The sequence below is a fragment of the Micromonospora yongxingensis genome (assembly GCF_052601155.1).
This window is the reverse complement of the sequence record NZ_JBQXEO010000003.1, coordinates 36252-57166: the sequence shown is the minus strand read 5'-3', so window position 1 is coordinate 57166 and position 20915 is coordinate 36252. Positions and strand designations below refer to the sequence as shown.

At 71.3% G+C, this 20915-nt stretch carries 20 protein-coding genes; 16 read left to right on the top strand and 4 right to left on the bottom strand.

Annotation, left to right across the window (positions count from 1 at the left end; translation table 11 throughout):
• Positions 1 to 97 precede the first annotated feature (97 nt).
• The 6 genes from ACTWLT_RS05800 (at position 98) to ACTWLT_RS05775 (ending at position 6644) form a co-directional block, all read left to right on the top strand.
• Complete coding sequence (locus tag ACTWLT_RS05800; protein WP_445317444.1) at positions 98 to 1027, top strand: hypothetical protein; 930 nt, start codon at positions 98 to 100, stop codon at positions 1025 to 1027.
• Positions 1028 to 1170: 143 nt separating this feature from the next.
• A complete protein-coding gene (locus tag ACTWLT_RS05795) occupies positions 1171 to 3681 on the top strand; it encodes a bifunctional FO biosynthesis protein CofGH (protein WP_445317443.1) in 2511 nt (836 codons plus the stop codon).
• A 160-nt stretch (positions 3682 to 3841) separates the two neighbouring features.
• Positions 3842 to 4120 (top strand): hypothetical protein, encoded by a 279-nt coding sequence (locus ACTWLT_RS05790; RefSeq protein ID WP_252419278.1) that lies wholly within the window; start codon positions 3842 to 3844, stop codon positions 4118 to 4120.
• Between the two features lie 54 nt (positions 4121 to 4174).
• On the top strand, positions 4175 to 5569 hold the full coding sequence (locus ACTWLT_RS05785; RefSeq protein ID WP_445317442.1) for a DUF4331 domain-containing protein: 1395 nt from the start codon (positions 4175 to 4177) through the stop codon (positions 5567 to 5569).
• A gap of 19 nt (positions 5570 to 5588) precedes the next feature.
• Positions 5589 to 5918, top strand: coding sequence for a phospholipase (locus ACTWLT_RS05780; protein WP_445317441.1), 330 nt, complete (start codon positions 5589 to 5591; stop codon positions 5916 to 5918).
• A 468-nt stretch (positions 5919 to 6386) separates the two neighbouring features.
• Positions 6387 to 6644 (top strand): WhiB family transcriptional regulator, encoded by a 258-nt coding sequence (locus ACTWLT_RS05775; protein ID WP_007455784.1) that lies wholly within the window; start codon positions 6387 to 6389, stop codon positions 6642 to 6644.
• Positions 6645 to 6698: 54 nt separating this feature from the next.
• Here ACTWLT_RS05775 and ACTWLT_RS05770 read toward each other — a convergent pair whose 3' ends face one another.
• The gene (locus ACTWLT_RS05770; RefSeq protein WP_252419275.1) at positions 6699 to 7148 is read right to left on the bottom strand and encodes a metallopeptidase family protein; all 450 of its coding nucleotides are present in this window, start codon (positions 7146 to 7148) and stop codon (positions 6699 to 6701) included.
• Between the two features lie 153 nt (positions 7149 to 7301).
• On the opposite strand from ACTWLT_RS05770, the gene ACTWLT_RS05765 reads away from it, so the two are divergent.
• Positions 7302 to 7676: a DUF3499 domain-containing protein gene (locus ACTWLT_RS05765; RefSeq protein ID WP_089017640.1), complete on the top strand. Its 375-nt coding sequence runs from the start codon at positions 7302 to 7304 to the stop codon at positions 7674 to 7676.
• Between the two features lie 123 nt (positions 7677 to 7799).
• Here ACTWLT_RS05765 and ACTWLT_RS05760 read toward each other — a convergent pair whose 3' ends face one another.
• On the bottom strand, positions 7800 to 9206 hold the full coding sequence (locus tag ACTWLT_RS05760) for an NAD(P)/FAD-dependent oxidoreductase (RefSeq protein WP_445317440.1): 1407 nt from the start codon (positions 9204 to 9206) through the stop codon (positions 7800 to 7802).
• Positions 9191 to 10537 carry an aspartate aminotransferase family protein gene (locus tag ACTWLT_RS05755; RefSeq protein ID WP_252419273.1) on the bottom strand — a complete coding sequence of 449 codons (1347 nt, stop codon included), beginning with the start codon at positions 10535 to 10537 and terminating at the stop codon, positions 9191 to 9193. Before ACTWLT_RS05755 ends, ACTWLT_RS05760 begins: the two co-directional genes overlap by 16 nt.
• A 574-nt stretch (positions 10538 to 11111) precedes the next feature.
• On the opposite strand from ACTWLT_RS05755, the gene ACTWLT_RS05750 reads away from it, so the two are divergent.
• Positions 11112 to 11855 carry a Scr1 family TA system antitoxin-like transcriptional regulator gene (locus ACTWLT_RS05750; RefSeq protein ID WP_445317638.1) on the top strand — a complete coding sequence of 248 codons (744 nt, stop codon included), beginning with the start codon at positions 11112 to 11114 and terminating at the stop codon, positions 11853 to 11855.
• Positions 11846 to 12040: a DUF397 domain-containing protein gene (locus ACTWLT_RS05745; protein WP_445317439.1), complete on the top strand. Its 195-nt coding sequence runs from the start codon at positions 11846 to 11848 to the stop codon at positions 12038 to 12040. Before ACTWLT_RS05750 ends, ACTWLT_RS05745 begins: the two co-directional genes overlap by 10 nt.
• An 84-nt stretch (positions 12041 to 12124) precedes the next feature.
• On the opposite strand, the gene ACTWLT_RS05740 is transcribed toward ACTWLT_RS05745, so the two are convergent.
• Positions 12125 to 12637, bottom strand: coding sequence for an Lrp/AsnC family transcriptional regulator (locus ACTWLT_RS05740; RefSeq protein WP_252419270.1), 513 nt, complete (start codon positions 12635 to 12637; stop codon positions 12125 to 12127).
• Between the two features lie 205 nt (positions 12638 to 12842).
• Here ACTWLT_RS05740 and ACTWLT_RS05735 point away from each other — a divergent pair, with 205 nt between their 5' ends.
• From ACTWLT_RS05735 to speB, 7 genes are read left to right on the top strand one after another with little or no spacing between them, the layout of a single operon-like run.
• Positions 12843 to 14027 carry a polyamine ABC transporter substrate-binding protein gene (locus ACTWLT_RS05735; RefSeq protein WP_445317438.1) on the top strand — a complete coding sequence of 395 codons (1185 nt, stop codon included), beginning with the start codon at positions 12843 to 12845 and terminating at the stop codon, positions 14025 to 14027.
• Positions 14028 to 14032: 5 nt separating this feature from the next.
• Positions 14033 to 15181 carry an ABC transporter ATP-binding protein gene (locus ACTWLT_RS05730; protein ID WP_445317437.1) on the top strand — a complete coding sequence of 383 codons (1149 nt, stop codon included), beginning with the start codon at positions 14033 to 14035 and terminating at the stop codon, positions 15179 to 15181.
• Positions 15178 to 16092: an ABC transporter permease gene (locus ACTWLT_RS05725; RefSeq protein ID WP_445317436.1), complete on the top strand. Its 915-nt coding sequence runs from the start codon at positions 15178 to 15180 to the stop codon at positions 16090 to 16092. The genes ACTWLT_RS05730 and ACTWLT_RS05725 overlap by 4 nt, the downstream gene beginning before the upstream one ends.
• A complete protein-coding gene (locus tag ACTWLT_RS05720; protein WP_445317435.1) occupies positions 16089 to 16931 on the top strand; it encodes an ABC transporter permease in 843 nt (280 codons plus the stop codon). Before ACTWLT_RS05725 ends, ACTWLT_RS05720 begins: the two co-directional genes overlap by 4 nt.
• Positions 16928 to 18349: an NAD(P)/FAD-dependent oxidoreductase gene (locus ACTWLT_RS05715; RefSeq protein WP_445317434.1), complete on the top strand. Its 1422-nt coding sequence runs from the start codon at positions 16928 to 16930 to the stop codon at positions 18347 to 18349. The genes ACTWLT_RS05720 and ACTWLT_RS05715 overlap by 4 nt, the downstream gene beginning before the upstream one ends.
• Positions 18349 to 19551: a saccharopine dehydrogenase family protein gene (locus tag ACTWLT_RS05710; protein ID WP_445317433.1), complete on the top strand. Its 1203-nt coding sequence runs from the start codon at positions 18349 to 18351 to the stop codon at positions 19549 to 19551. Before ACTWLT_RS05715 ends, ACTWLT_RS05710 begins: the two co-directional genes overlap by 1 nt.
• Entirely contained in the window at positions 19548 to 20561 is a 1014-nt protein-coding gene (gene speB / locus ACTWLT_RS05705) for an agmatinase (protein WP_445317432.1), read from the top strand. Before ACTWLT_RS05710 ends, speB begins: the two co-directional genes overlap by 4 nt.
• The last annotated feature ends 354 nt before the right edge of the window (positions 20562 to 20915 follow it).

Below are 20915 nucleotides of genomic sequence, written 5' to 3'. Positions count from 1 at the left end.
TCGACCATCCTCGCGCACGTGACGCCTCCGGTCCGCCGGTGGCCCGGGAGACTAGGCTCACGTGCGCCCTGTCCGTCCATGCCCCGAGGGGGAGCTCGTGACCAGCCCCGCCGAGCCCGCGTCCACCGACGCGACGCAGGCCCGTCAGCTGACCAAGCCACTACGCGAACTGGCTGCGCTCGCGCTGCTCGGCGCCAACGCCGTGTTCCTCTTCGTGGGCCTGCTGCGGCTGCTCAGCCCGAACGACTACAGCGACTTCACCGGCCGCGCGGGTAGCACCTTCTTCGCGTTCGTCGGGGTGGAGGCGGTGGCTCTGCCGCTGCTGGCGGTGCTGCTGGCCACCCACATCTCGCCGGTGCTGCCGAAGGCGAAGCTGATCACGCAGGTGGCCCTCGGTGAGTACGCGGTCAGCGCGCTGCTCGGCGCGCTGACCATGCTGATCTGGACGGTGGGTCGGCTGGCCGAGGCCGAGGTGCTGGACGCGCTGCTCGGCGTGCTCAGCCGGTTCGCCTGGCTGATGATCTTCGCGGTCGCCGCCTGGGTGGTCTACACGCTCTGGCGTGCCCTCTACTACGTTCCGCGGCCCAAGCCCCAGCCCGGCGTCTACGGCCAGCCGCAGCCGGGATGGCCGCAGCAGGGTGGCTGGCCCGCTCCGGGGCAGCCCGGCGGCCAGCCGGCGGGCGGATGGCCGGCACCCGGTCAGCCCGGCGGCTACCCGCCGGCGCAGTACCCCGGCCAGTACGGCCAGCCCTCGCCGCCGTTCCAGCCGGCCCCGCAGTCCGCGCCGCCGTTCCCGCAGTCGTCGCCGCCGTTCCCGCAGTCCGCGCCGCCGGCCAACCCCGCGCCGCAGTCGGCACCGCCCGCGCCGGCCGCGCCGCCGTTCGGGCAGCCGCCGTCGGCCGACCCGACCCAGGCCATCCCGCGTCAGTCCGCCGACCCGACCCAGGCCATCGCCCGCCCCGGTGACTCCGACGGCGACCGTACCCAGCGGATCAACCCGGGCGAGCACCCGGAACAGCCACGCTGATCCGGCTCCGGCCGCTCTCTTGATGGTCGGTGGTCGTCGGCGGGTCCGCCGGACCACCGACCATCAAGAGGACCGGCGTGCCCTTTCCCACCCTGCGGGCCGGGACCGGTGGGGCCGACCGGCGCAACGCATAGGCTGAGCGAATGGTTGATCGCACCCACTCCGGTCCGAGCGAGGCGAGTGTGCGGCGGGCCCTGGGCCGGGCCGCGACCGGTCGGGCGCTGGACGTCGACGAGGCGACCGCGCTGCTCTCCGCCCGCGGTGAGGCGCTCGACGAGCTGCTCCGGGTCGCCGGTGGGATCCGTGACGCCGGGCTGCGCGAGGCCGGCCGGCCGGGCGTGGTCACGTACTCGAAGAAGGTGTTCATCCCGCTGACCCGGCTCTGCCGGGACCGCTGCCACTACTGCACGTTCGCCACCGTGCCGCACCGGCTGCCGGCGCCCTTCCTGGACCGCGACGAGGTGCTGGCCATCGCCCGGGCCGGCGCCGCCCAGGGCTGCAAGGAAGCCCTGTTCACCCTCGGTGACCGGCCGGAGGAGCGTTGGCCGGCGGCCCGGACGTGGCTGGACGAGCGCGGCTACGACTCCACCCTGGACTACCTGCGCGCCTGCGCGGTCGCGGTGCTGGAGGAGGCCGGCCTGCTGCCGCACCTCAACCCCGGCGTGCTGTCCTGGTCGGAGCTGCAACGACTCAAGCCGGTCGCGCCGAGCATGGGCATGATGCTGGAGACCACGGCGACGCGGCTCTGGTCCGAGCCGGGCGGCCCGCACTTCGGCTCCCCCGACAAGGAGCCGGCGGTCCGGCTGCGGGTGCTCGACGACGCCGGCCGGGTGGGGGTGCCGTTCACCACCGGCATCCTGATCGGCATCGGGGAGACCCCGGCCGAGCGGGTGGACGCGCTCTTCGCGATCCGCCGCGCCCACCGGGAGTACGGCCACCTCCAGGAGGTGATCGTGCAGAACTTCCGCGCGAAGCCGGACACGGCGATGCGCGGCATGCCCGATGCGGAGCTGCACGACTTGGCCGCCACGGTGGCGGTGGCCCGGCTGCTGCTCGGCCCGAGGGCCCGGATCCAGGCCCCGCCGAACCTCATCGCCGGGGAGTACGGCCTGCTGCTGCGGGCCGGCATCGACGACTGGGGTGGCGTCTCCCCGCTCACCCCGGATCACGTCAACCCGGAACGCCCCTGGCCGCAGATCGAGGAGCTGGCCCGGCACACCGAGCTGGGCGGGTTCACCCTGCGCGAGCGGCTGACCATCTACCCCGAGTACGTGCGCGCCGGCGACCCGTGGCTCGACCCGCGGCTGCTGCCGCACGTGAGCGCGCTGGCCGACCCGGCCACCGGGCTGGCGGTCGAGTCGGCCATGCCGCAGGGCCGCCCCTGGCAGGAGCCGGAGGAGGTGTTCGGCGGGCGGGTCGACCTGCACGCCACCATCGACACCACCGGTCGGACGGACGACCGGCGGGGCGACTTCGACAGCGTCTACGGGGACTGGGCGGAGGTCGCCACGAAGGTGACCGCCGGGCCGGCCGCCCTCGCCGGCGACCATGACCTGCGGGCCGGGCTGCGGCTGGCCGCCGACGATCCGGCCGCGCTGCTGGAGCCCCGCAACACCGATGCGGCGCTGGCGCTGTTCGCCGCGGACGGGCCGGCGCTGGACGAGGTGTGCCGGCTGGCCGACGACGTGCGCCGGGACGCGGTCGGCGACGACGTCACCTACGTGGTCAACCGCAACATCAACTTCAGCAACGTCTGCTACGTCGGCTGCCGGTTCTGCGCCTTCGCCCAGCGGGAGCGCGACGCCGACGCGTACCGGCTCTCCGTCGACCAGGTCGCCGACCGGGCCGAGGAGGCGTGGGCGGCCGGTGCCAGCGAGGTCTGCCTCCAGGGCGGCATCGACCCGAAGATGCCGGTCACCGGCTACGCCGACATCGTTCGCGCGATCAAGGCCCGGGTGCCCGAGATGCACGTGCACGCGTTCTCGCCCATGGAGATCGTCACCGCCGCGGCGAAGGCGGGCGTGCCCGTACGCGAGTGGCTGACCCAGCTGCGCGAGGCCGGTCTGGACACCATCCCGGGCACCGCCGCGGAGATCCTCGACGACGACGTGCGCTGGGTGCTCACCAAGGGCAAACTGCCGGCCGCCGCCTGGGTCGACGTGGTCAGCACCGCCCACGAGCTGGGCATCCGATCCAGCTCCACCATGATGTACGGCCACGTCGACCACCCCGGGCAGTGGCTGGCGCACTTCCGGGTGCTGGCCGGTGTGCAGGACCGCACCGGCGGCTTCACCGAGTTCGTGGCGCTGCCGTTCGTGCACACCAACGCCCCGATCTACCTGGCCGGCATCGCCCGGCCCGGGCCGACCTGGCGGGAGAACCGGGTGGTGCACGCGATGTCCCGGCTGCTGCTGCACGGCCGGATCGACAACATCCAGTGCTCGTGGGTGAAGCTGGGCGACGAGGGCACGGTGGCGATGCTCCAGGGCGGCTGCAACGACCTGGGCGGCACGCTGATGGAGGAGACCATCTCCCGGATGGCCGGCTCCGGCAACGGTTCGGCGCGGACCGAGGAGCAGTTGCGGGCCATCGCGGTGGCGGCCGGACGTCCAGCCCGCAAGCGGACGACCGCGTACGGTCACGTCCGGCCCTGAGGTCGAACCTTTTCCCGCCACCGGCCGTACCAAGCGGTGCCGGCGGCGGTCGCGGCGAGGGCCGCCGCCGGTGTCCCCCTGGGGCCCGGCGGCGTCGGTAGGCGGCGCGGGACCCGTCCGTCTGAGCGGGCGCGTTCGCGCCGCCGCCGAAAGGTTGCCCATGACCAGTGATCAGCGGAAGCGGCCCTGGCCGCGACTGACCCGCCGGCAGACGTTGACCGCCGCGGCCAGCGCCACCCTCGGCGCCGCGGCCCTCACCGTGCCGGGCCTGTCAGCCGCGCAGAACGCCCCGGGCGCGGCCGCCCGGGCCGACGAACCGATCGTCGTGCACCTGCGTGACGCCGCCAGCGGAACGATGGACGTCTTCGTCGGCGAGTCCCGCATCGAGGTACGTGACCGTGGCCTGGCGGACCAGCTGCGGCGCGCCGCCCGGCGCTGACCCGGCGCTCACTCCGCTCGTCACCCTGTCCCCGCCCAGTGAGGTTGGTCCGTCATGTCTTCCCACCGTGAAGCCCCGGAGATAGCCAAGGATCCGGTCGCCGACAGCTCCGACCTGTACGCGTTCGTGAGCCCCGACAAGCCCGACTCGGTCACGCTGATCGCCAACTACGTGCCCCTGCAGCTCCCCTCCGGGGGCCCGAACTTCTTCGAGTTCGGTGACGACGTGCGCTACGAGATCCATATCGACAACGACGGCGACGGCCGTCCGGATGTCACCTACCGGTTCGAATTCACCACCGAGATCACCAACCCGAACAGTTTTCTCTACAACACCGGCCCGATCGAGTCGCTGGACAGCAGGAACTGGAACCGGCGGCAGTTCTACAGCCTGACCCGGGTGGCCGACGGCCGGGAGCACCGGCTGGCGCACAAGCTGCCCTGCCCGCCGTGCAACGTCGGGCCGCTCTCCACCCCGAAGTACGCCGACTTGGTGCGCCAGGCCACCTACTCGCTCTCCACCGGGGAGCGGGTCTTCGCCGGGCAGCGCGCCGACGGCTTCTTCGTCGACCTGGGGTCGATCTTCGACCTCGGCACCCTGCGGCCGTTCCAGCAGTTGCACGTGGCCGGCAAGAAGATCTTCAAGGCCGAGGGTGAGCCGGTCAACGCCACCGACCGGATGAACGTGCACAGCATCGCGGTGCAGGTGCCGCTGAGCCGGGTGCGCCGGCGCGCCAACCGGTACGGCGCGGCCGACCGCGCGTCGGTGATCGGGGTGTGGACGTCGGCGTCCCGCCGGCAGGTCCGGGTGCTCGGTGACCGGGCCGCCGCGGACACCGCCACCGGCCCGTTCACCCAGGTCTCCCGGTTGGGCAATCCGCTGTTCAACGAGGTCATCGTGCCGATGTCCAAGAAGGACCTGTGGAACTCGCTGCCACCGTCGGAGGACAAGCGGTTCGCGCAGTTCGTCGAGCAGCCGGAGCTGGCGGCGCTGCTGCCGGCGCTCTACCCGGACGTCTTCCCCAACCTGGACAGGCTCACCAAGGCCAAGAAGGCCCGTGCCGACCTGGTGGCGATCCTGCTCACCGGCGTGCCGGCGGGGCTGATCGACGGCTTCACCAACGCCACCGGCGACGTGCAGGCCGACATGCTCCGGCTGAACACGGCGATCCCGCCGACACCGCGTCCGGACCGGTTCGGGGTGCTCGGCGGTGACCTGGCCGGATTCCCGAACGGTCGGCGGGTCGGCGACGACGTGGTGAGCATCGCGCTGCGGGCGATCGCCGGGTTGACCGTCCCGCTGGTGGACAAGACGTTCCGTCCGGACGCGGCGGCGGCCGCGCTCACCCCGGGGTTGAGCGCCGCCGACGTGACCGCCCCGTTCCTCGGAAACTTCCCCTACCTGGGTACGCCGTACGACGGGTTCAACAACCCGCCGGCGTCGTCCTGACCACGCGGGGGAGCAGCGGATGCACGAGCACGCGTACGGGCCGTCGGAGACCGGGAGTGTCGTCCTCGATCTGGGCGGCGAGACCGGGGCTCTCATCGTCCACACGGGCCGGGATCTGCACGGCCGGGAAATCGAGATCAGCCGGGACGGCGACCGGCGGACCCACTCGGCGGTGCGGGAGCGACGGGTCCGGGACGGCTCCTTCCACAGTGCGGTCTACCCGGATCTGCCCGCAGGCATTTATACCGTCTGGTGGGACAACGACACGTCGGCCGGGACGGTTTCTGTCCATGGTGGAGCGATAGCTGAGTTCGTGTGGCCGAGCAGGGGATTGGCGGCCTCGGGCTGACTCCACCGCACCCGTTTTCCGCTCGCGCCCCGTCCACATGGTGGACGGGGCGTGAGCGCTGTCCATCGCTCGACGGGCAGTCTGGGCCGTGCCGCGTTAACCTGTTGCCCACCAAGATCAGCTTTGTGGAAGGGGGCCGGTCGATGTTTCTGGCGGCGCCGTGGCGGCGGACTGCCGAGGGAGCGCCACGGCAGAAAAGTCGTGCAACTCGCCGGAGAGGGCGTTACTCGGCCGGGGTCTGAATCGATAGGGCAGGTTGCGAGGCTGGACGACCCGATGGGTCGTTCGAGGTGTCGGGAGGGCGACTCCATTATCAAGTTTGGCTTGACGGCGCACGTATTACACGCGTGTAATTTGAATGGGGTTGTTCGCACGGAACGCAACAAAACGGGACCGGACGGACAAGCACGCCTTTCGCGTGGGGGGTTGCAGCGGCGATGACGCCGGTGCGCGACAAGGAGGCATTTGATGGACGGCCAGCTTGAGGTGGCCGACCTGCTCGGAAACGCGCCGGAGTGGCAGGAGCGGGCGCTGTGCTCGCAGACCGACCCCGAGGCGTTCTTTCCCGAGAAGGGCGGCTCGACCCGCGAGGCGAAGAGGATCTGCTCGCGCTGCGAGGTCAAGACCGAATGTCTCGAATACGCTCTCGGTCACGACGAGCGGTTCGGCATCTGGGGTGGGCTCTCCGAGCGGGAGCGGCGCAAGTTGAAGCGGCGGGCCGCCTGAGCGGTGTCGGGTCGGGGCGGTGGGGGCCGCCCGGCTCGGCCGCGCGGGGACGACTCAGGCCAGCTCGTCGGGGTCGACCCCGAGCAGGTTCGCCACCTGTTCGATGATCACGTCATGCACCAGGTCGGCGAGGTCCTCGCGGTCCATCGCCCGGAATTCCAGGGGCCGTCGGTACAGCACGATCCGCGGCGGCACCTCCTGCCGCCCGGGGCGGCCGGGCAGCAGCCGCGCCAGCGGGACCTCGCCGTCCTCCAGCACGTCGGAGTCGTAGACGTTCAGGTCCGGCGGCACGTCCTCGACCGCGAACTCGACGCCGGCCAGCTCTTTGGCGAAGCGGCGCTCCAGCGTCTCGACGGTGTCCAGGACCAGGTCGTCGAAGACCTCCGCCTTGGTCCGCGCCAGCGGCACGGTGGCCGGCACCAGCCGCCCGCGCAGGCCGCGGCCGTGCCGGTCGCGGTGCCCACGCCGGCCGGAGCCGGGGCGGCGGTGTTCCGGGCTCGTCATGAGGCAAAGGGTAGCGCCCGCGCCGGGCTGGCCAGCGGCAGCGCCGCTCCCGTGGCGCGGCGCGCCCAGGACGGTCAACTGTGATCACCACGACGGGCGTGTCGCAACGCGAAGCGATGCGCCGGACCCGGTAATGGAGATACCCTGCCGCACGTGAGGTCACCACGGCGCTGCTCCCGTAACGGCTGCCCCCGGCAAGCGGTCGCCACATTGACCTATGTCTACAACGAGTCGACAGCGGTGGTGGGTCCCCTGGCGGCCTTCGCCGAGCCGCACACCTACGACCTGTGTGAGCCGCACGCCCGCAGCCTGACCGCGCCGCGGGGCTGGGACGTGGTCCGGCACGAGGGCGAGTTCGAGCCGCCGCCGCCGACCACGGACGACCTGGTCGCGCTGGCCGAGGCGGTCCGTGAGGCCGCCCGCCCGGCCCCCCGCCCACCCGAGGACCCCCACGACCGGTCCCACCCCGACCAGTCCCACTCCACCGGCCGGCGAGGCCACCTCCGCGTAATCCCCCCCAACCACTAACCCACCCCACACCCCCCACGGGGCGCCGAACCCGGCCCTCCCGTTGATCATGAAGTTATTGCCACGACTCGCCGAGGCGAGGGGCAGTAACTTCATGATCAACCGGGTGGGGCGGGGGTGGGGTTAGTTGCCCAGGAGGCGGGAGAAGGTTGCTGCTCGGCGGGACGGGCGGTTGGTGCGGGCTTCGGCTCCGTCGGCGGAGGCCATGACCCGGAGGCCGGCGTTCACCGCCAGCCAGCGCAGGGGTTCCGGCTCCCAGCGGGGTGAGCGGTGGTTCACCCAGGGCAGGGTGGTCAGCTCGGTGTGCTCGCCGCGGATCAGGTCGGCCAGGGTGCGGCCGGCGAGGTTGCTGGAGCCCACCCCGTCCCCGACGTAGCCACCTGCCCAGGCCAGCCCGTTGGCCCGGTCGAAGCCGACCGAGGCCGCCCAGTCCCGGGCCACACCCAGCGGGCCGCCCCAGGTGTGCGTCACCGGCACGTCCGGGCCGAGCACCGGGAAGAGCTCCCCGAGTGTCCGCCGCAGCGCCGCGAAGACCCGCGGCTCCCGGTCGTGGTCGGGGGAGACACGGGACCCGAAATGGTACGGAGCACCGCGCCCGCCGAACGCCAGCCGGCCGTCGACGGTCCGCTGCCCATAGATGATCACGTGTCGGTGGTCGGAGAACGTCTCCCGCCGGGCCAGCCCGATCCGTGCCCAGGTCTCCGCCGGCAGCGGCTCCGTGGCCACCATGAGCGAGTACACCGGTGCCACGGCGCGCCGCTGACCGGGCAGCATGGGCGTGTACCCCTCGGTCGCCCGGACCACCACCGGTGCCCGTACCGTGCCGCTCGCGGTGACCGCCGCGCCGGCCCGGATCGAGACGACCGGGGTGCGCTCGTGGATGGTCACCCCGAGACGTTCCACCGACCTGGCGAGACCACGGACCAGCTTCGCCGGGTGCACGGCCGCGCAGTGCGGGGTGTACGTCCCACCGCGTACCCCCTCGGCGGCGCAACGGGCGGCGGCCTCGCCGGCGTCGAGGAACGCCAGGTGCTCCGGGCCGAAGCCGAACGCGCGGGCCTCGTCCACGGCGGCCCGCGCCCGGGCGAGCTGCGGGCCGGTACGCGCCAGGGTGACGGTGCCGCCGTCGGCCCAGTCGCAGTCGATGCCCTCGGCTGCGACGACCCGGCCCACCTCCCGGACCGTGTCGTGCAGCGCCCGTTGCATGGCGACCGCCGAGTCCCGGCCGTGTCGGCGGGCCAACCCGGTTAGGGAGGTGGGGAAGAGCGCCGAGCACCAGCCGCCGTTGCGGCCGGACGCCCCGTACCCGGCGATCTCCTTCTCCAGAACGACGACCCGGAGCCCAGGCTCGGCCCGCGCCAGGTGGTACGCGGTCCACAGCCCGGTGTAGCCGGCACCCACGATCACCACGTCGGCGTCCGTGTCGCCGGGCAGTGCCGGTCGCGGTGTCAGCGGCTCGTCCACTGTCGACAGCCAGTACGACAGCTCCCGGTAGTCCCCGGCGTCGTCACCGTTCAGAGTCGCGCCCATGCCTCGGTGAGCACCGTGCGCAGGATCTGCTCGATCTCGTCGAAGTGCTGCTGCTCGGCGATCAGCGGCGGGGCGAGCTGCACGACGGGGTCGCCCCGGTCGTCGGCCCGGCAGTAGAGCCCGGCCTGGAACAGCGCCGTGGAGAGGAAGCCCCGCAGCAGCCGCTCCGACTCGGCCTCGTCGAAGGTCTCCCGGGTCGTCTTGTCCTTGACCAGTTCGATGCCGTAGAAGTAGCCGTCGCCGCGAACGTCGCCGACGATCGGCAGGTCGTGGAGCTTCTCCAGGGTGGACCGGAAGGCGTCCTCGTTGGCCCGTACGTGCCCGACCAGGTCCTCGCGGGCGAAGACCTCCAGGTTGGCCAGGGCCACCGCGCAGGAGACCGGGTGGCCGCCGAAGGTCACCCCGTGGGCGAACATGCCGGTCTCGGTCAGGAACGGCTCCATCAGCCGGTCGCTGGCGATCATCGCGCCGAGCGGGGCGTAGCCGGAGGTGATGCCCTTGGCGGTGGTGATGATGTCCGGCTGGTAGCCGTAGCGCACCGCGCCGAAGTATTCGCCGAGCCGCCCCCAGGAGCAGATGACCTCGTCGGAGACGAGCAGCACGTCGTACGCGTCGCAGATCTCCCGGACCCGCTCGAAGTAGCCGGGCGGGGGTGGGAAGCAGCCGCCGGAGTTCTGCACCGGCTCCAGGAAGACCGCGGCGACGGTGTCCGGCCCCTCCCGCTCGATGGCCCGGCCGATCTCGTCGGCGGCCCAGCGGCCGAACGCCTCGGCGTCGTCGCCGTGCTCCGGCGCCCGGTAGAAGTTGGTGTTCGGCACCTTGATCGCACCGGGGACCAGCGGCTCGAAGTCGCTCTTGATGCCGGGCAGGCCGGTGATCGACAGCGCGCCCATCGAGGTGCCGTGGTAGGCGATGTACCGGCTGATCACCTTGTACTTGTTGGGCTGGCCGGTGCGCTTGAAGTAGGCCCGGGCCAGCTTCCACGCCGCCTCGACGGCCTCGGAGCCGCCGGTGGTGAAGAAGACCCGGTTCAGGTCGCCGGGGGTGAGCGTGGCGATCTTCTCGGCCAGCTCGACGGCCTTGGGGTGGGCGTACGACCAGAGCGGGAAGTACGCCAGCTCACCGGCCTGCTTCGCGGCCGCCTCGGCCAGCTCGGTGCGGCCGTGGCCGGCGTTGACGACGAAGAGCCCGGCGAGCCCGTCCAGGTAGCGACGGCCCTGCGCGTCCCACACGTACGCGCCTTCGCCGCGCACGATGGTCGGCACCTCGCCGGCGGAGTAGCTCGCCATCCGGGTGAAGTGCATCCAGAGGTGGTCGGTGGCGTTGGCCATGTCAGCCCCATCGGTAACGGGCCGGTCCAAGGGGTGACGCCGGCCGCTCTGCCCACGGTTATCGCACAGTCTCGGGCTCCGAAGCAAGTGGTATCGGTGGCCTGCTGGCCCGCGCGCAACGGAATCAGCGAGTGGCAGAGGTCTCCGCAACGGAATTCGCACCACGGGCGTGCGGCTCGGGGCTCTGGTTCGCGCCCTTTGCTCTGCTTCACCGGGCGCAACGCCACGCGTCCGGTATGCGGACACCGGGCGTTGCGTGCGTTGAAGCAGAGCAAAGGCGGCGGCGGAGGCGACGGGTGGGTGTGGTTGCGCATGGTGATCGAACGCAGGACGGCGACCCGGGTGTCCCGGTGCGGTTGATACCGCGATCTCGGCGATGTCGAGTGGATCAACTACTCGGGACTGGCCGGGACGCCTTCGGGGCGTTCGTGGAGCGTCCTGGACGCGCGCCAACACGTCTCACCGCAACACGCCGGTAGACGGCGGACACGGCTACCCACCGTGGCTATCGTGCGCCGCAGGGTGCACCCGGCGGCAGGAGGATCCGGTGGCGAACGAGGCGTTGCGGGTGGCGATGGCCGAGGCGGGGGAGACCGTCGAGTCGTTGGCCGAGAAGGTTCGCGTCGACCCGAAGACGGCGGCGCGGTGGCTCGCGTCGGGGCGCATCCCGCATCCGCGTACCCGAATTGCAGTGGCCCACGTCCTGAGCCGGGACGCCGCGGACCTCTGGCCCGAGCCGTTCCGTCGCCGCGACCTGCCGTGGTTCCGCCCCTGGGCCGAACTCGAACAGGACGCCACCGCCATCCGGTGGTACGAGCCGCTGCTCGTCCCGGGCCTTCTCCAGACCGAGGGGTACGCCCGGGCCGTGCTGAACACGGGTGGTTTGCTCGCACCGTCCGAGGTGGACCAGATTGTGGCCGGCCGGCTGGACCGGCAGGCGGTCCTCTGCCGCGACGTCCCACCGCAGCTCGTGGCGGTGATCGACGAGGTGGTGCTGCGCCGGCTGGTCGGCGGACGCGCCGTCATGGCCGGACAGTTGGCCCGTTTGATGGCCCTCGCCGAGTGGGAGCACGTGCAGGTCCGGGTGATCCCGGCTGAAAGTCCGTGGCACACCGGCCTGGCCGGGCCTTTCGTGCTGGGCCGCCTGCCCGACGGGACGGAGCTGGCGTATCTCGACAACCAGCTCCGTGGTCAGGTGGTGACCGATCCCATCGACATCGCTAACCTGGGTCGCAGGTGGGAGAGCGTCACAGGCGAGGCGCTGCCCCAGCGACGCTCGACCGAGCTGATCAGGGAAGTGGCCGAGACATGGACATGACCGACGCCCGCTGGCGCACCGCTACCCGCAGCAGCAACAACGGCGGAGCATGTGTCGAGGTGGCCGACAACCTGCCCGGTCGGGTGCTGGTGCGGGACAGCAAGGACCGCGACGGCGGCACTCTGACCTTCGCGACGGCGGCCTGGGCCTCCTTCGTGGGCGCCCTCCGCCAGAACCCGCGCTGATCCATTCAGGTTCCTTGAAGTCGGGGCGTCGGGACTACCGGACACCGCGACATCCTGGACGTCGAGTGGATCAAGGTGTGAGCGTCAGGCCGTACCCCAGGTGTAGGTCTGCTTGCGCAGCTTGAGGTAGACGAACGCCTCGGTGGAGAGCACCCCGGGCACGGCGCGCAGCCGTTGCAGGATCTCCAGCAGGTGGTCGTCGTTGCGGCAGACCACCTCCGTCAGCAGGTCGAACGACCCCGCGGTGATCACCACGTAGTCGACCTCCTCCAGTTCGGCGAGCCGGTCGGCCACCGCCTCCAGGTCCCCGTCGGTGCGCAGGCCGATCATGGCCTGCCGGGGAAAGCCGAGCTGGAGCGGATCGGTCACGGCGACGATCTGCATCACGCCCGAGTCGAGCAGCCGCTGCACCCGCTGACGGACCGCCGCCTCGGAGAGCCCGACGGCCTTGCCGATGGTGGCGTACGGCCGGCGGCCGTCCTCCTGGAGCTGTTCGATGATCTGCTTGGCCACATCGTCCAGCAGAGCGTGATTGGCACCTTCACGGACAGCGACGCGTCGGCCGCCGTTGCCGTTCTCGTGCTGCCGGTTCGTCATCGTGCGCTCCCCATGTCCCGAATCGTGATGTCGCGCGTGTGTCCCCACGCAGTCTGGCGTATTTCGTCGTCCATCGCTATTCCCGCAACGGAATCCCTTGTAAGGGAGGTCACCTCATGTCAGGATCAGTCGTCCATGGCACCTGACCTCCCCGCCGGCGCGCCACCCCCGTCCCGCCGCCGACGATGACCCCATAGGAGTCGTCATGCGTACTCCCCTCCGGCCCCTCACCCGGCGTGGACTGCTCACCGGCACCCTCGGTTCGGCCGCGTTGCTCGCCGCTGGCGGCAGCCTGGCCGGCTGTGGCACCAAGGGTGCCCAGCAGACCGAGGCCGGCTGCGTCAGTGAAGACCTTTCCGGCACCGAGAAGAAGCTTGCCTTCTCCAACTGGCCGCAGTACATGGACGTGGACGAGAAGGACGAGTCCAAGAGGCCCAGTCTGGACGCTTTCATCGCCAAGACCGGCATCCAGGTCACGTACACCGAGGACATCAACGACAACAACGAGTTCTTCGGCAAGGTGCAGAACCAGCTCGCGGCCTGCCAGAGCACCGACCGGGACATCATCGTGCTGACCGACTGGATGGCGGCCCGGATGATCCGGCTCGGCTGGATCCAGAAGCTCGACCCGGCGAAGATCCCGAACGTCCAGGCCAACCTGCTCCCGTCGCTGCTCAACCGCTCGTTCGACAGCGAGAACCGGATCTCCATCCCGTGGCAGTCCGGCCTCGCCGGGTTGGCGTACAACGGCAGCGTCACCAAGGAGCTGCGCACCGTCGACGAGCTGCTCACGCGCCCGGACCTCAAGGGCAAGGTGACGGCGCTGAGCGAGATGCGCGACACCATGGGCCTGCTGCTCGGGTCCAACGGGCACGACCCGGCCAACTTCACCGCCGCCCAGTTCGACGACGCGCTCAACAAGCTCAAGAAGGCCGTCGACTCGGGGCAGATCCGCAAGTTCACCGGCAACGACTACGCACCCGACCTGGCCAAGGGCGACATCGCCGCGTGCATCGGCTGGTCCGGGGACGTCATCCAGCTCTCCAGTGAGAACGAGAAGGTGCGGTTCGTCGCGCCCGACTCCGGCGTGATGCTGTTCAGCGACAACATGATGGTCCCCAACAAGGCCACCCACAAGGGCAACGCCGAAGCGCTGATCAACTACTACTACGAGCCGGCCGTCGCGGCGACGCTCGCCGCGTACGTCAACTACATCTGCCCGGTCAAGGGTGCCCAGGCCGAGATGGAGAAGATCGACCCCGAGCTGGCGGCCAACCCGCTGATCTTCCCGGACGACGCGCTCCTGTCGAAGTCCAAGGTGTTCATGGCCCTGGACGAGAAGCAGGAGAAGGAGTACGAGGGCAAGTTCCAGCAGGTCATCGGAGCGTGACGGGGATGGCCGAGACACCCGCCGGCGACCTGCGCCTGGCCAACCTCACCAAGCGGTTCGGCATCTTCACCGCGGTCGACGACCTCAGTCTGACCATCCCGCAGGGCTCGTTCTTCGCCCTGCTCGGCGCGTCCGGCTGCGGCAAGACCACCACGCTGCGGATGATCGCCGGCCTGGAGGAGCCGACCAGCGGCCAGGTGCTGCTCGGCGACCGGGACATCGCCCGGCTGCGGCCGTACAAGCGCCCGGTCAACACCGTCTTCCAGAGTTACGCGCTCTTCCCCCACCTGAACATCTTCGAGAACGTCGCCTTCGGCCTGCGGCGGCGTGGCATCCGCTCGGTCGACGACGAGGTCCTGCGGATGCTGTCGCTGGTGCAGCTCGACGGTTACGGCAACCGCCGGCCCGCCCAGCTCTCCGGCGGCCAGCAGCAACGGGTCGCGCTGGCCCGTGCGCTGATCAACCGGCCGCAGGTGCTGCTGCTCGACGAGCCGCTGGGCGCGCTCGATTTGAAGCTGCGTCGGCAGATGCAGATCGAGCTGAAGCGGATCCAGACCGAGGTGGGCATCACCTTCGTGCACGTCACGCACGACCAGGAGGAGGCCATGACCATGGCCGACACCGTCGCGGTGATGAACGCCGGCCGGATCGAGCAGCTCGGCGCTCCGGCCGACATCTACGAGTTCCCGGCCACCGCGTTCGTGGCGAACTTCCTCGGCCAGTCCAACCTGCTCGCCGGCGAGGCCGCCGGCACCGCCGGGGGCGAGGTCGCGGTGACGGCGCACGGCGGGCGCTTCTCGGTGCCCGCCGGCCGCGCCCGGGCCGACCGGGGCGCGGTCCACCTGGGGGTACGCCCCGAGAAGCTCCACCTGGTCGGCTCCGCCGACCAGGTGCCCGCCGGCCACCAGCACGTCACCGGGGTTGTCACCGACGCCTCCTACGTCGGAGTCAGCACCCAGTACCTCCTGCGCACCGGCTGGGGCACCGAACTGTCGGTCTTCGCGGCCAACAGCGGTGCGGTGGCGCAGGTGCCGGTGGGCAGCGAGGCGGTGGCGTACTGGGATCCGCGGCACGCGTTCCTGCTGCCCCGGGACGTCGCCGACAGCGACCGGACCTCGCCGGTGCTCGACGAGCCGGTGGGTGCGTCGTCGTGACCCTCCTGGCCCAGGTGCCCACCGGGTCGGGGCAGCCGCCGCCCGCGCCGCCGGCAGCCCGGTCCGGGCGGTACCGCCTGCTGCCGTACCTGCTGCTGCTGCCCGGCGCGGCCTGGCTGCTGGTCTTCTTCGGCGTGCCGCTGGTGCAGCTCGGATCGGCCAGCCTGTACGACCCCAGCGGCTCGCTCTCCACCGGCTACGCGATGACGTGGGCGTTCGGCAACTACCCCGACGTGTTGCAGGCGTACTGGCCGCAGTTCCTGCGCTCGTTCGGCTACGCCGGAGTGGCCCTGGTGCTGGCGCTGCTGCTGGGCTACCCGCTGGCCTACGCGATCGCGCAGAAGGCCGGCCGGTGGAAGAACCTGCTGCTGGTCTGCGTGGTCGCGCCGATGTTCACCAGCTTCCTGGTGCGCACACTGGCCTGGAAGACCATCCTGTCGGACAACGGCGCGCTGGTCGGTCTGCTGCGTGACGTGCACCTGCTCGCTCCGGACGGTCGGCTGCTGGCCACCCCGTTCGCGGTGGTGCTGGGCCTGACGTACAACTTCTTGCCGTTCCTGGTGCTGCCGCTGTACGCGAGCCTGGAACGGCTGGACTACCGGCTGCTGGAGGCGGCCAGCGACCTGTACGCCAGCCCGGTTGAGGCGTTCCGCCGGGTGACCCTGCCGCTGTCCATGCCCGGCCTGATCGCCGGCACGCTGCTGTTCTTCATTCCGGCCAGCGGCGACTACATCAACGCCGAGCTGCTCGGCACGCCGAACGAGTACATGATCGGCAACGTCATCGACTCGGCGTTCCTGGTCCGGCTGGACTACCCGCAGGGCGCCGCGCTGTCGTTCCTGCTGATGGCGGCGATCCTCGCGGTGGTCTTCGGCTACCTGCGCAGGGCCGGCACGGAGGAGGTGCTGTGAGGGTTTCCCGCTGGTTGGCCGACCGCTGGGTGATGATCGTGGCGCTACTGGTGCTCGGCTACCTGGCGCTGCCGATCCTGGTGGTGGCGGGGTTGTCGTTCAACCGCCCGTCGAGCCGGCTGTCGTACGACTTCAACGAGTTCACCCTGGACAACTGGCGTCAGCCGTGCGCCACCTCCGACATGTGCGACGCGGTCGTCCGGAGTGTGCAGATCGGTTTCATCGCCACCGTCGTCGCCACGGTGCTCGGCACCCTGATGGCGTTCGCGCTGGTCCGGCACCGCTTCCGCGGCCGGTCCGGCATCAACGTGCTGATCTTCCTGCCGATGGCCACTCCGGAGTTGGTGATGGGCACCTCGCTGCTGGCGCTCTTCGTCTCCGCCGGGGTGCCGCTGGGCTTCTGGACGATCGTCATCGCGCACGTGATGTTCTGCGTCTCGTTCGTGGTGGTCACCGTGAAGGCGCGGCTCGCCGGGATGGACCGGCGGTTGGAGGAGGCCGCCATGGACCTGTACGCCAGCGAGTGGCAGACGTTCCGGCGGATCACCCTGCCGCTGGTGCTGCCCGGGATCGTGGCCGCCGCGCTGCTCGCCTTCTCGCTGAGCTTCGACGACTTCATCATCACGAACTTCAACGCCGGCACCACCGTCACGTTCCCGATGTACGTCTGGGGCGCTGCCCAGCGGGGCATCCCACCGCAGGTCAACGTCATCGGCACCGCGATGTTCGCGATCGCGCTGCTGCTGGTCGGGCTCAGCTCGTTGCGCGGCCGGCGGGCCCGACGCGCCAACCTGCTGGCCGGCCCGGCGCAAAGCAGCCCGGCGCGTCGGCCGTCATGACCCTTCCGCATACCGGCCGGGCGCTGGCCGACGCGGCGCCCGTGCCGTACTGGCTCGACCGTCCGAACCGAACCGACCCGTTGCCGCCACTCGCCGGCCCGCAGCACGCCGACCTGCTGGTGATCGGCGGCGGGTACGGCGGGCTCTGGGCCGCCCTGCTGGCCAAGCAGGCCGACCCCGAGCGGGACGTGCTGCTGGTCGACGCGGGCACCTGCGGCTGGGCGGCGTCGGGGCGCAACGGTGGGTTCTGCGCCGCCTCGCTCACCCACGGCCTGGCCAACGGCGTCGACCGGTTCCCCGGCGAGGTCGCTGAGCTGGAACGCCTCGGCCGGGAGAACCTGGACGCCATCGCCGCCACGGTCGCCGAATTCGGCATCGACTGCGACTTCGAGCGCACCGGCGAACTCGCCGTCGCGGTCGAGCCGTACCAGCTGGCCGGGCTCGCGGCCGACGCGGAACTGGCCCGCCGGTACGGCCACCACGTGCGGCTGCTCGACCGCGACGAGGTGCGGGGCGAGGTCAACTCACCGACGTACCTGGGCGGGATGTTCGACGCCGACCGGGTGGCCATGCTGAACCCGGCGAAGCTCGCGTGGGGGCTGCGCCGCGCCTGCCTCGACCTCGGTGTACGGATGCACGAGCACACCCGGGTCACCGGGCTGCGCCCCGACGGCGCCGCGTTGCTCGCGCGGACGGCCGGCGGGCCGGACGCCGCCCCCGGGTCGGTGCGGGCGCCACGGGTGGTGCTGGCGACCAACGCCTTCCCGCCACTGCTGCGTCGACTGCGGGCGTACGTGGTGCCGGTCTACGACCACGTGCTGATGACCGAACCGCTCACCCCGGCGCAACGGGACGCGATCGGCTGGCGCAACCGGCAGGGGCTGGCCGACACCGGCAACCAGTTCCACTACTACCGGATCACCGCCGACGGGCGGATCCTCTTCGGCGGCTACGACGCGGTCTACCACTACGGCAACCGGGTCGCGCCCGAGCTGGAGCAGAACCCGGCCACCTTCACCACCCTCGCCGCCCACTTCTTCACCACGTTCCCGCAGCTCGCCGACGTGCGTTTCAGCCACCGCTGGGGTGGCGTCATCGACACCTGCACCCGGTTCTGCCCGTTCTTCGGCACCGCGTACGGCGGCCGACTGGCGTACGCGGCCGGCTACACCGGCCTCGGCGTGGGTGCCACCCGCTTCTCCGCCCGGGTGCTGCTCGACCTGCTGGCCGGCGGGGACACCCCGCTGACCCGGCTCGACCTGGTCCGCAGCAAGCCACTGCCGTTCCCGCCGGAACCCGTCCGCGCGATCGGCATCAATCTCACCCGCTGGTCTCTGGCCCGCGCCGACGCGCGCGAGGGCCGGCGCGACCTCTGGCTCCGTACTCTCGATCGTCTCGGTTTGGGGTTTGATTCCTGATGCGTGTCCTGCTCGTCGGCGCCGGTGGCGTCGGCTCCGCCGCCGTAGCCATCGCCGCCCGACGGTCCTTCTTCGACACCATGGTGGTCGCCGACCACGACCTGGGCCGCGCCGAGCGGGCGGTCGCCGGGCGGGGTGACCGCTTCGTCGCCGCCCGGGTGGACGCCTCGTCGGCCGACGCGGTCGCCGCGCTGTGCCGGGAGCACCGGATCACCCACGTGCTCAACGCGGTCGACCCGCGCTTCGTCATGCCGATCTTCGACGGCGCGTTCGAGGCCGGTGCCGACTACCTCGACATGGCGATGTCGCTGTCGCACCCGCACCCGTCCCGCCCGTACGCCGAGACCGGCGTGCTGCTCGGCGACGAACAGTTCGCCCGCTCCGACGCGTGGTCCGGGTCGGGACGGCTGGCGCTGTGTGGCATGGGCGTCGAACCCGGCCTGTCCGACGTGTTCGCCCGGTACGCCGCAGACGAGCTGTTCAGCGAGATCGACGAGATCGGCGTACGGGACGGCGCGAACCTCACCGTCGACGGCTACGACTTCGCGCCGTCGTTCTCCATCTGGACCACGATCGAGGAGTGCCTCAACCCGCCGGTGGTCTGGGAGAGGGACCGCGGCTGGTACACCACCGAGCCGTTCAGTGAGCCGGAGGTCTTCCACTTCCCGGAGGGGATCGGGCCGGTCGAGTGCGTCAACGTCGAGCACGAGGAGGTGCTGCTCATCCCGCGCTGGGTCAAGGCCCGCCGGGTCACCTTCAAGTACGGCCTCGGCGACGAGTTCATCGACGTGCTCCGGACGCTGCACAAGCTCGGCCTGGACGCTGTCTCGCCGGTCCGGGTGCGCGGCGTGGAGGTGTCCCCTCGCGACGTGGTCGCGGCCTGCCTGCCCGACCCGGCCACCCTCGGCGACCGGATGCGCGGCAAGACCTGCGCCGGCACCTGGGTGCGTGGACTGGGCCTCGACGGGCAGCCCCGGGAGGTGTACCTGTATCACGTGGTCGACAACGAGTGGTCCATGCGGGAGTACGGCCACCAGGCGGTGGTCTGGCAGACGGCGGTGAACCCGGTGGTGGCGCTGGAACTGCTGGCCAGCGGCGCCTGGTCCGGCGTCGGGGTGCTCGGCCCGGAGGCACTACCTCCGGTGCCGTTCCTCGACCTGCTGGCCGGCTACGGCTCGCCCTGGGGAATGGAGGAGCGATGAGTCGCTACGGAGCCATGTACGGGCCGGACGTCACCTTCCTCGGTGTGGACCGGTGCGACCTCGACGACCGGGCGTCGTACGCCGACGCGGACGTCGTGATCATCGGGGCGCCCTTCGACGGCGGCACCTCCCACCGACCCGGCACCCGGTTCGGGCCGTCGGCGATCCGCAAGGCGTGCTACATGGCCCACGACGGCTCCCGCCCGTCGCTCGCGCTGCGCGTCGACGCGCTCCGCGACCTGCGGGTGTACGACGCCGGTGACGTCGAGATGTTCTCCGGCGACATCGAACGCTCCCTGGCCGCCCTGGAGGCCGCGGTGTACGCCGCGTCGTCCGCGGGCGCCATCCCGGTGGTGCTCGGCGGCGACCACTCCATCGCGCTGCCGGACGCGACCGGCGTGGCCCGGCAGCACGGGCACGGCCGGGTCTCGCTGGTGCACTTCGACGCGCACGCCGACACCGGCGAGATCGAGTTCGGCTCGCTGCACGGGCACGGCCAGCCGATGCGCCGGCTCATCGAGTCCGGCGCGGTACGCGGCGACCGGTTCCTCCAGATCGGGTTGCGTGGCTACTGGCCGGGCCCGGACATCCTGTCGTGGATGGCCGAGCAGCGGATGCGGTCCTACGAGATGACCGAGTTGGTCGCCCGAGGGCTCGACACGTGCCTCACCGAGGCGTTCGCCATCGCGGTCGACGAGTGCGAGGGGGTGTTCCTCTCCGTCGACGTGGACGTGGTCGACCCCGGAATGGCACCCGGCACCGGCACTCCCGAGCCGGGCGGCCTGACCTCGCGGCAACTGCTCGACGCGGTCCGTCGCGTCTGCTACGAGTTGCCCGTGGTGGGGGTGGACGTCGTCGAGGTCGCCCCGCCGTACGACCACGCCGACATCACCGCGTACCTGGGGAACCGGGTGGTCCTGGAGGCGCTCTCGGCGATCGCCCGTCGCCGCCGCGATGCCGCCGGTGGTCCACCGTGGAACCCTCACCAGCCCCTCCTGGACGCCCGCTGACCGGGGTGTTGACGGCAACCCGACACGTCGGCGGAGATGCCTCGCAACTCCCGGCACACCGCCCCCAGGATCAGGTGTCACGCCGGTATTGCGACTTTGATCCGTACCTGGGGCCAAACGATCGGTCCTGCCCGACCGGACCGAGGGGTTGCCGAAGCTGTCGACTCGGCGCTGGTCCGGCACGGTCGGTCGCGAGATGCCTGCCCACCGATCATCCCGCCCGGAGCGAACGGCGCAGGTGACGGGCGCGACGGTGGATATTGCACGCCGTGTTTACGACGACACTCATCGCCGTGACGATGCAACCACCGCCCGGTCCCGGGCGCCCGCCTTCGTACGGTCCGAAGCCCCAGC